Annotated in this window: 9 protein-coding genes, 1 riboswitch and 2 other annotated features; all 9 genes read left to right on the top strand. The window is 42.3% G+C overall.

Going from position 1 to position 9,557, the window contains the following annotated elements:
* Positions 1-209: 209 nt before the first annotated feature.
* Positions 210-321: riboswitch (TPP riboswitch) on the top strand.
* A 287-nt stretch (positions 322-608) separates the two neighbouring features.
* Complete coding sequence (locus tag H9631_RS06360) at positions 609-1,607, top strand: ABC transporter substrate-binding protein (RefSeq protein ID WP_191811053.1); 999 nt, start codon at positions 609-611, stop codon at positions 1,605-1,607.
* A 10-nt stretch (positions 1,608-1,617) separates the two neighbouring features.
* A complete protein-coding gene (locus tag H9631_RS06355) occupies positions 1,618-1,908 on the top strand; it encodes an MTH1187 family thiamine-binding protein (RefSeq protein ID WP_191811051.1) in 291 nt (96 codons plus the stop codon).
* Entirely contained in the window at positions 1,908-2,669 is a 762-nt protein-coding gene (locus H9631_RS06350; RefSeq protein WP_191811049.1) for an ABC transporter permease, read from the top strand. The genes H9631_RS06355 and H9631_RS06350 overlap by 1 nt, the downstream gene beginning before the upstream one ends.
* A complete protein-coding gene (locus tag H9631_RS06345) occupies positions 2,670-3,437 on the top strand; it encodes an ABC transporter ATP-binding protein (RefSeq protein ID WP_191811047.1) in 768 nt (255 codons plus the stop codon).
* Positions 3,421-4,203, top strand: a complete 783-nt coding sequence (locus H9631_RS06340) for a TatD family hydrolase (RefSeq protein ID WP_191811046.1) — start codon at positions 3,421-3,423, stop codon at positions 4,201-4,203. Before H9631_RS06345 ends, H9631_RS06340 begins: the two co-directional genes overlap by 17 nt.
* 780 nt (positions 4,204-4,983) lie before the next feature.
* Complete coding sequence (gene brnQ / locus H9631_RS06335) at positions 4,984-6,351, top strand: branched-chain amino acid transport system II carrier protein (protein ID WP_191811044.1); 1,368 nt, start codon at positions 4,984-4,986, stop codon at positions 6,349-6,351.
* Between the two features lie 73 nt (positions 6,352-6,424).
* Positions 6,425-6,679 (top strand) — a binding site (T-box leader).
* A gap of 32 nt (positions 6,680-6,711) precedes the next feature.
* Positions 6,712-6,959 (top strand) — a binding site (T-box leader).
* A 161-nt stretch (positions 6,960-7,120) separates the two neighbouring features.
* A complete protein-coding gene (trpD, locus tag H9631_RS06330; RefSeq protein WP_191811042.1) occupies positions 7,121-8,146 on the top strand; it encodes an anthranilate phosphoribosyltransferase in 1,026 nt (341 codons plus the stop codon).
* Position 8,147: 1 nt separating this feature from the next.
* Complete coding sequence (trpC, locus tag H9631_RS06325) at positions 8,148-8,936, top strand: indole-3-glycerol phosphate synthase TrpC (protein ID WP_191811040.1); 789 nt, start codon at positions 8,148-8,150, stop codon at positions 8,934-8,936.
* A 6-nt stretch (positions 8,937-8,942) separates the two neighbouring features.
* On the top strand, positions 8,943-9,557 hold the full coding sequence (locus tag H9631_RS06320; protein WP_318246778.1) for a phosphoribosylanthranilate isomerase: 615 nt from the start codon (positions 8,943-8,945) through the stop codon (positions 9,555-9,557).

Below are 9,557 nucleotides of genomic sequence, written 5' to 3'. Positions count from 1 at the left end.
GTCGCCGTGTTTCCTTTATCTCGTTGGAGTCACTCCAGTCTGTACGTCGATGAACAGGCGCTTGCGCTTTTGTTCTTATGGGGTTGGCGATAGTCTAATCAAGACTCGTTAACGAAGGTGTTCTTAGGTATCTCCATCTTCAAATCAGATTGAAAGAGCATCAAGTGGGAGTAGTTCAATTTTTTTGCTATAATGATGAAGAATTAAAAATTGTTAAGTGGGGGAACCGGTGATGCCGGTTGAGATTGCATTCAGAAAAAATGCTGACCCTTTGAACCTGATCTGGCTAATACCAGCGAAGGGAACGTCAAATTTGTATGCCTGACGCCTGGGGTTCAATTTTCCTGGGCGTCTTTTTTCTGTGAAAATACAATGGGCGAACTCCCGGAATGCGGAAACAAATTTTCATCTGGGGGTGTGAGTGAGCAAGCCAAGGAAGCCTTCTTTATGTCCAGCTATGATGGATAGGACGTGCTAGTGCAGGCGAAGCGACAGGACGTGCACCCAGATCCTGCCGAAGGACAAGAAGTACAGTGCTACCGAAGCCACAGGATGCGGCGCCTTGCGCTTATCTTAATTATTTTGATAGCTTCATAGGAGGAAATTCGATGAAAAAATGGTTGGCAAGTATCTCTTGCATGCTGCTATTATTAGCCGGCTGCGGTGGGCAAGATAAAGAAAAAGATGATTCTGCAAAGAAAGAGGAAGAGCTTAAAAAAGTATCTGTTGTCCTAGACTGGTCGCCAAACACAAACCATACCGGATTATATGTTGCACTGGAAAAAGGTTTTTTTAAAGACGAAGGCTTGGATGTAGAGATAATTTTACCAGGTGAAGCAGGAGCGGATCAGCTTGTGGCTTCGGGGAAATCTGAATTTGGGGTCAGCTATCAGGAAAGTATAACGGAAGCGCGAGTTCAAGATGTGCCAATTGTTTCGATTGGTGCGGTAATCCAGCATAACACGTCCGGTTTTGCATCTCCAGTTGACAAAAATATCAAATCGCCAAAGGACTTTGAAGGAAAATCCTATGGAGGATGGGGCGCGCCGCTTGAAAAAGCCGTATTGGCATCTCTAATGGAAACAGAAGGCGCGGACATTGAGAAGGTAGACATTGTGAACATGGGGGATTCTGACTTTTTTACCGCTGTAAAAAGGGATATTGACTTTGCTTGGATTTACTATGCGTGGACTGGAGTGGAAGCCGAGCTTCGCGGAGAAAAAATCAATATGGTTTATTTAACGGATTACTCAGATAAGCTTGATTATTATACTCCAGTCATTTCAACAAATGAAAAAATGATTGAAAAAGATCCGGAGGCTGTCAAAGCCTTCATGGCTGCAGTGACGAAAGGCTACGAATTTGCGATTGATCAACCAGCAGAAGCAGCTGATATTTTAATTCAAGCTGTTCCTGATCTGGATGCTGAGCTTGTAAAGAAAAGCCAGGAGTGGCTGGCATCGCGCTATCAGGATGATGCTCCTCGCTGGGGAGAACAGAAAGCCGAAGTATGGAAAAATTACATGGACTGGATGCTCAGTAAAGGATTGTTGGAAAAAGAGATCGATGTTGATAAAGCATTTACGAACGAATTTTTACCAAAATAGGAGGGGTAAAATGGCCAACTCATTGATTAGTATACAAATTATTCCCAAAACCAAAAACGGAGAAGACGTCATTCCGTATGTAGATGAAGCCATCAAGGTGATCCAGGAAGCGGGCATCAAACATGAAGTACACCCGTTGGAAACAACGATGGAAGGCGAATTCTCCGAATTGATGGAAGTCATCAGGAAAATGAACGAGCGGATGGTTGAAATGGGGAGCAAAAACGTCATTTCGCAGGTGAAAATTTTATATCAGCCGGAAGGAATAACAATGGGCCAGTTAACGGAGAAGTACCAATAATGAACTGGGGTGTAAAAAAAGGATGGAGGCCGGCAGCGGTCCTCCTCCTTTTATTATGTATATGGGAATTGGCTGTGAAAATGCTGGATATTCCAGGTTGGCTCCTCCCGCCACCTTCGGCCATTATTGTTGAAGCGGCGGGAGGCTTAGAGGGGCTTTTACCGCATCTTCGGTCGACCTTGGCGTTGGCAGCCGGCGGTTTTGTGATCGGATGCAGTGTAGGCCTGTTGACTGCTGTCATTTTGCATTTACTTCCAAGGGTACAGGAGTCAGTTTATCCCCTTTTGATTTTATCGCAAAATGTTCCAATCATTGTCTTGGCGCCACTTTTAGTTATTTGGTTTGGTTTTGGGCTGCTTCCTAAAATCATGGTCATTACACTCGTCTGTTTCTTTCCCGTAACCGTTGCGGCGATGGATGGTTTCCGAAATGTTCCGCATGATATGAAGCATTATATGCTGATGGCGGGGGCTTCGAAAATCCAGATGTTTTCAAAACTGGAATGGCCGTACGCCCTTTCATCTGTTTTTTCTGGATTAAAAATTTCAGCGACCTATAGTGTGATGGGGGCTGTGATTTCTGAATGGCTTGGGGCAAAAAAAGGGATCGGAGTGTATATGACGCTGGCATCATCATCTTTCAGAACGGATCGGGTATTTGTGGCGATTTTTATCATTATGATTTTAAGCCTATTGTTTTTTACTGCTATTTCGATTGCTGAAGCAAAGCTGGTCAAATGGAGAAGAAAGAAGGTTGAATAGATGAGTCATTTGGAAATCGAGGATTTGTCTAAAAGCTTTGCTGGAAGAGATATATTAAAGGATTTGCAACTGTCAGTTGAGGAAGGTGAATTCGTTACGATTCTTGGACCTTCCGGAAGCGGTAAAAGCACACTTTTTCATATTATCGGAGGGCTCCTAACACCAGAAAAAGGCAATGTCCTGCTGCATGGACAGGCAATTACAGGTGAACGAGGACATATAAGCTATATGCCACAGCAACACTCGCTTTTTCCGTGGCGGACTATTTTGCAGAATGTACTATTAGGGCAGGAGCTGACTGGAAAAGCGGATAAAGAGCGGGCTTTAGACATGATTGAAAAAGCCGGGCTGGCTGGATACGAAAATGAGTTGCCGGCTGCTTTGTCTGGGGGAATGAAGCAAAGGGCTGCATTTATCAGGGCATTATTAAGTCCACAATCCCTCATCTTATTAGATGAACCATTTTCAGCACTGGATGACTTTACGAGACAAGATATGCAGCAGTGGCTTCAATCTATTTGGATGGAATATAAAAAAACAATTCTGTTCGTGACACATAATATCGAAGAAGCCCTTTTTCTATCTGACCGGATTGCCATTCTGTCAACGAAGCCAGCAGCTATGATTAAGGAATTCAAGCTGCCTTTTGACAGGCCGCGGGAAAAAGAGCTGTTTTTTTCGCGTGAATTGTTTGAGATGAAACAGGAGATCAGTCAGTGGATTGTAAACGGCAGAGGGGAGTTGAGTACTGATGAGAAAGATCATTGATTCCCATATCCATTTGGATTTATATAAAGAAAATGAAGTAAGAAGGATCATGAATGAATTGGATTCTGCTAGGTGTACGGATTTAATTTCAGTCTCTTTTCATCTTGAATCATGTCTCCATAATTTGCGTTTGGCTGAAACATATTCCCAAATACATGCGGCATTTGGATTCCATCCGGAGCAGGAATTGCCTGCCGCTGAAGCACTTCAGGATTTGTTTTTGTGGATGGAGAAGCATCAGAAGGAAATGGTCGCTGTCGGGGAAGTCGGACTGCCTTATTATTTGCGTTCGGAAAGTAAAGGGAATTTTTCCAACGATGGATATATAGAGCTGCTTGAACAATTCATTGTGAAGGCCAAACAATGGGACAAGCCCGTCATTTTACATGCTGTATATGATGATGCGCCATTTGCCTGTGATTTACTGGAAAAGCATGGGGTGGACAAAGCGCATTTTCATTGGTTTAAAGGAGACTCACAAACAGTCGAGCGCATGATTGAGAATGGCTGGTTCGTTTCCGTTACGCCTGATGTGGTCTATGAACAGGAAATTCAAGAACTGGCCAAAATTTACCCGCTTGATCAAATGATGGTGGAAACGGATGGACCATGGCGTTTTGAAGGGCCGTTTTCCGGAAAAATGACACATCCGAACATGATACATAAGTCGGTTGCTTCGATAGCTTCGATTAAAGATTGCAGGGTGGAAGAGGTATACAGCTGCCTTTATAAAAACACCGCTGATTTCTACCAGTTCAGCTCTTAAAACGTGAAGTCTTAAACTAAGAAGACAAAAAGGTAGATAGGAAGACGGTTTATAGAAATGATAAATGAATAGAAAACGAGAAGAGTTCGCGCTAGGCGTGTTGATCTGATAATAAAAGCTGACCAGCGATGGTCAGCTTTTATTAAGTGAAAAATATTTAGAGGGACAGTAAGGGTCTAGGTAATTTTACTTTGGTTTTGATTCCAGGCATCAGAAAAACGAAAGATTTAAATGCTAATTTTGGAGGAAGAGTGTCTATCGCGTTGATAGGGATATCCATTTGAAATCATTTCAGTTATATAAGTTTAACTTCATTTAGCAGAAGTCTCCCACTTCTGTAAGTGATGGGATGACTGCCTAGCGATACTCTATTTCAGTGGAGTTTTAAACCCAGAATAAAGTTAAAGTTCCCGGCGGATGCCACAGATCTTCAGAGGGATTTTATCGACCTGAGCTCGATAAAATCTGGGTGCAAATAAGCCAAGATGTATTTTATTTAAAGTTACCTTCATTAATCATAAAGTTTCGGTCAAACAGTATAGAATATGAAAATACTTTTTTCGTAGTGCTGCACATGTTTAAGTTTGATTCGGAAATAAACCGCAAACCTTTTATTCAACTTATATGGTATAAAACCTATTGTCAAATAATGAATTTTGAAATATTTTCAGTTCGTTGCATACATGCCATAAAAAAGGTACTATAGTAAAGTCTATTAAAATAAATACTGCTCGACATAATTTCTTACTTTTCTTACACTTTGGAGGGGAATAAATTATTATGAAGGAAAAACTTTCGTTTTCATCATACTTTGTCATCGGTGTGATGTTATTTGCTTTGTTCTTTGGAGCAGGGAACCTCATTTTTCCGGCTTCACTTGGGCAAAATGCAGGAACCAATCTTTGGCCTGCGATTATTGGATTCTTAATTACAGGGACAGGATTACCGTTTCTTGGAATTTTGGCTATGGGATTTTCGGGCAGTCGTAATCTTCAGGACTTGGCAAGCCGTGTACATCCGGTTTATGCGGTCATTTTTACATCGCTGCTTTATCTGACAATTGGCCCTTTTTTTGCTACTCCTCGTACTGGCGCAGTTGCTTATGATATTGGGATAGCTCCATTTGTGAGTGATGATTTTGCTAAAACCGGGCTTTTTATTTTCACCATTGTGTTTTTTGGCATCACTGTCTGGCTTTCTTTGAATCCATCGAAAATTGTTGATCGTGTCGGAAAAATATTGTCACCGGGCATCATTATCCTTCTTGCTGTTTTACTTATTACAGTTATTGTCAAACCGATGGGGTCGTTTGAAGCTCCTCAGGAAGCCTATAGCAGCGGTGCGTTTATGAAAGGCTTCACCGAAGGATATAATACAATGGATGCCCTTGCATCACTAGTTTTCGGTATCATTGTGATTAACGCGATTAGGGGGCTTGGTGTTACATCTAAAAAGGAAATTTTGTCTGCGACGATAAAATCAGGCACAGTTGCGACCATTTTCCTCGGAATTATTTATGTGGGGATCGCTTATTTAGGTGCAACTAGCACTGGGAAAATCGGTCTTTTCGATACAGGTGGTCCCGTTCTGAGTAATGCATCGTCTTATTATTTCGGAACATTTGGAGCAATTATGCTAGCAGCAATCATCATTCTTGCTTGCTTGACAACGAGCATTGGACTCATAACAGCATGCGGCGAATATTTCAATACGCTTTTTCCAAAAATCAGCTATAAAGTATTTGTTCTATTTTTTTCTCTGCTGTCCTTCACCATTGCAAATTTCGGGTTGGCGAACATTATCAATTATTCAATCCCAGTATTAATGTTCCTGTATCCTTTGGCGATTGTGTTAATGCTCCTCACATTTTTGTCACCGTTATTTAAACATTCGCGACTGGTATATGTTTCAACAATTGCCGTCACATTCTTAATTAGTATTGTGGATGGGCTCAAAACGCTTTGCGATTCATTAAAAATTCCATACTTTGAATGGTTATCTCCAATTATTGACTTTTATAAAGATAATCTGCCAATGTATGCCGAAGGACTTGGCTGGTTGATACCTGTCCTTATTGTGCTTATTGGAACGGGAATTATTGGGCGAATCATTTTTCCGAGGCAGGATATTGAGGCCTCAGAAATCTAATAAGTGTAAAAAAAGTCTTGACTTCCATTTATCTAGAAGTTATCATCTTAAATAATTAAAACTTTAACGGATATTTTTGGCAATGATGAAGAGAAGTAGCTGTTTTTTTACTCTCAAGAGAGCCAGTGGTAGGTGTGAACTGGTGTGTGGAAACAGTGAATGGACTTCTGAGCCTTCAAGCTGAACTCTGCCGCTGGGCAATTAGTAGGTTTCGACGTGTGTCTCGACGTTAAAAGAGACGGGTAATAAGCATTGCTGCTTGTTGCTGGCAAAGTGAGTCGGTTTTTCGGCTAATAAAGGTGGTACCACGGGTTCCCTCGTCCTTTGGATGAGAGGGCCCTTTTTGTATTACAAATAAATATAAAATCGATGAATAAGATGAGTACACTGAGCAATGGACGAAATAGAGAGCTGGTGATGGTGGAAATCCGGCGCGTACCGTTTGGTGGAATGGACTTATGAGAGATTTCCCGAATCAAGTAGGGAAAGACGGATTCCCCCGTTACTGGGATAGGGTATCGCGTGTGAGAACTCTCTGTACCTGAAAGAGATGGAGATGCTTGAAGATCTTCAATAAGAGGTGGCACCGCGACTATATCGCCCTCTATAAATACACTTTTTGTGTGTTTATAGGGGGCTTTTTGTTTTATAACTGAATCCTTTAAAAAAGTATCAAATGTTGAACAGTAAAACCCTTTGGCGGCATGTTTCAAGTATAATGGCAACTTTTTGAAAACGTACAATAAAAGAAAATCGGGAGGTTTTTCTCATGAAATTGCAATTGCAAAAACTGATGGCTGGTGAAGATTTAAGCATACAGGAGATGAAAGAAGCGGCGGGGTTTCTTTTTACAGGAGAAGCCTCGGAAAGTGAAGCAGGGGCTCTGCTTGGGCTGCTCGCTTTAAAAGGGGAGACGGCGGATGAAATTGCTGGGTTGGTTCAGGCTATCCGCGAAAGATCGGTTCCGATTCAATCGGTCGGGGAAAGTGTCATGGATAATTGCGGCACAGGTGGTGATGGATCCAGAAGCTTCAACATCAGTACAACATCAGCGTTTGTCATTGCTGGGGCTGGAATCAAAGTCGCGAAACATGGGAACAGGAGTGTTTCAAGTCAAACAGGCAGCGCAGATGTATTGGAGCATCTTGGTGTGTCACTTGAATGCACGCCAGAACAGACACAGGAATTGCTGGAGGAAAATAATATCGCATTTTTATTTGCACCATACGTTCACCCTGGAATGAAGCAGGTGATGAAAGTGAGAAAGGATTTGCGGGTGCCAACGATTTTTAATCTAATTGGTCCTTTGACAAATCCGATTGAGCTCGACACACAACTGATGGGTATTTATCGACGCGATAAATTGGAGTTGATGGGGAGTGTTTTGGAAAGGCTTGGAAGAAAACGTGCGGTTATTGTAAATGGAGCAGGTCATATGGATGAGCTATCTTTGGCTGGTGAAAATCATCTTGTTATTTTAGAGGGAGGAAAGCTTCAGTCCATTACCTTGACTCCTGAGGCAGCTGAACTTCCCACTTATTCACTCGAAGAAATCGCAGGAGGAGATGCAGAAAGGAATGCCAGCATCATGTTGAGTATTTTGCGTGGCGATGAAGGTCCTTTCCGCGATACGGTCCTGCTAAATGCAGGCGTGGGAATTTTCGCAAGTGGGAAGACAGACACGATACAAGAAGGGATCCAATTAGCAAAAACGAGCATTGACTCGGGGGCAGCCCAGTCGAAGCTAGAGTATTTAATTAGAAAAAGTGAACGATTAGAGCGGGGAGTTGTATGACATGACGATACTGGATCGCATTATTGCACAAAAGTTCTTAGAGGTAAAAGAACTGAAAGCAATTTACGGAGCTAGAGAACCAAAGCCAGTAAAAAGAACATCGCTATATAACAGTATTCAAAAATCTGAAACGATGAGTGTGATAGCAGAAGTGAAACGTGCTTCTCCATCTAAAGGGGATATTAATCAAAAAGTAGATCCAGTTGCACAGGCAAAACAATATAAGAAAGCGGGGGCAGCGGCAATTTCAGTATTAACGGATCAACAGTTTTTTAATGGAGCAATGGCTGATTTGTCGGCAGTTGCCTCGGTGATTCCTGACCTTCCATTGCTTTGCAAGGATTTTATGATTGACCGCGTGCAAATTGACACAGCAGTCCATCATGGAGCCAGTATCATCTTGCTCATTGCGGCGGCATTAAAAGAAGATCAGCTTAGAGATCTGTATGATTATGCGAAATCACTAGACTTGGATGTATTATTTGAAGTTCACAACGAGGAAGAAACTGAGACTGCTCTTCAAATTGGAGCGGACATTATCGGGATTAATAACCGTGACCTGAAGACGTTTAATGTAGATCTGAAGGTTACGGAGCGTATAGCAGCTTTAATAAAAAGTGAAAATATTATTGTTGTCAGCGAAAGTGGGATCCGGACAGGAGAGGATGTGGCATTCGTAGAAGCGGCAGGAGCCAAAGCGGTGCTTGTTGGGGAAACACTCATGCGTTCGGTAGATATCGCTGCAACGATGAATGAAATCCGAATTCCTTTGCACAGGGCGGTGCGTTGATTGAAAGTGAAAATATGTGGAATTACCACTAGAGAAGTGGCAGAAACGGCGTACCGAGCGGGGGCTGATATGCTTGGATTCGTTTTTGCTGATAGTTCGAGAAGGATCGAGCCTTTAGAAGCATGGAATATCATTGCCGAGCTTCCAGCAGACGTGTCAGCGGTTGGCGTTTTTGTCAACGAGACAATTGCACAAATTCATCGCATCGCGGAAGAAGCTGGACTTGATTATATCCAACTTCATGGAGATGAAACACCAGAATTTTGTAAAGAGCTGGCACTTCCGGTTATTAAGGCTTTTACAATCAAGGAAGAGAACGACGCTAAAAAATTGTTAGAGTATGAATGTGACTTTTACCTTGTGGACAGTCCAGGTAGCCACTATCGCGGAGGAAGTGGGAAGCCATTTGATTGGAGACTTTTACAGGAGCAAAAGCTCCCAAGGGAAAAAATGATTTTGGCAGGTGGCCTTAATCAGGATAACGTCAACGAAGCAATCAGGTTGGCTCGGCCTGCGGCAGTAGATGTATCAAGCGGTGTGGAAACGGATGGAAAGAAAGATCAGCAAAAAATAATCAGTTTTATCCAAAAGGTGAAACAATCTAAACAAGGGAGAGAATAG

Origin of the sequence: Bacillus norwichensis (assembly GCF_014836955.1) — a bacterium.
GTDB classification, from domain to species: domain Bacteria; phylum Bacillota; class Bacilli; order Bacillales; family Bacillaceae_C; genus Siminovitchia; species Siminovitchia norwichensis.
This window is presented reverse-complemented; position numbering and strand designations above follow the sequence as displayed.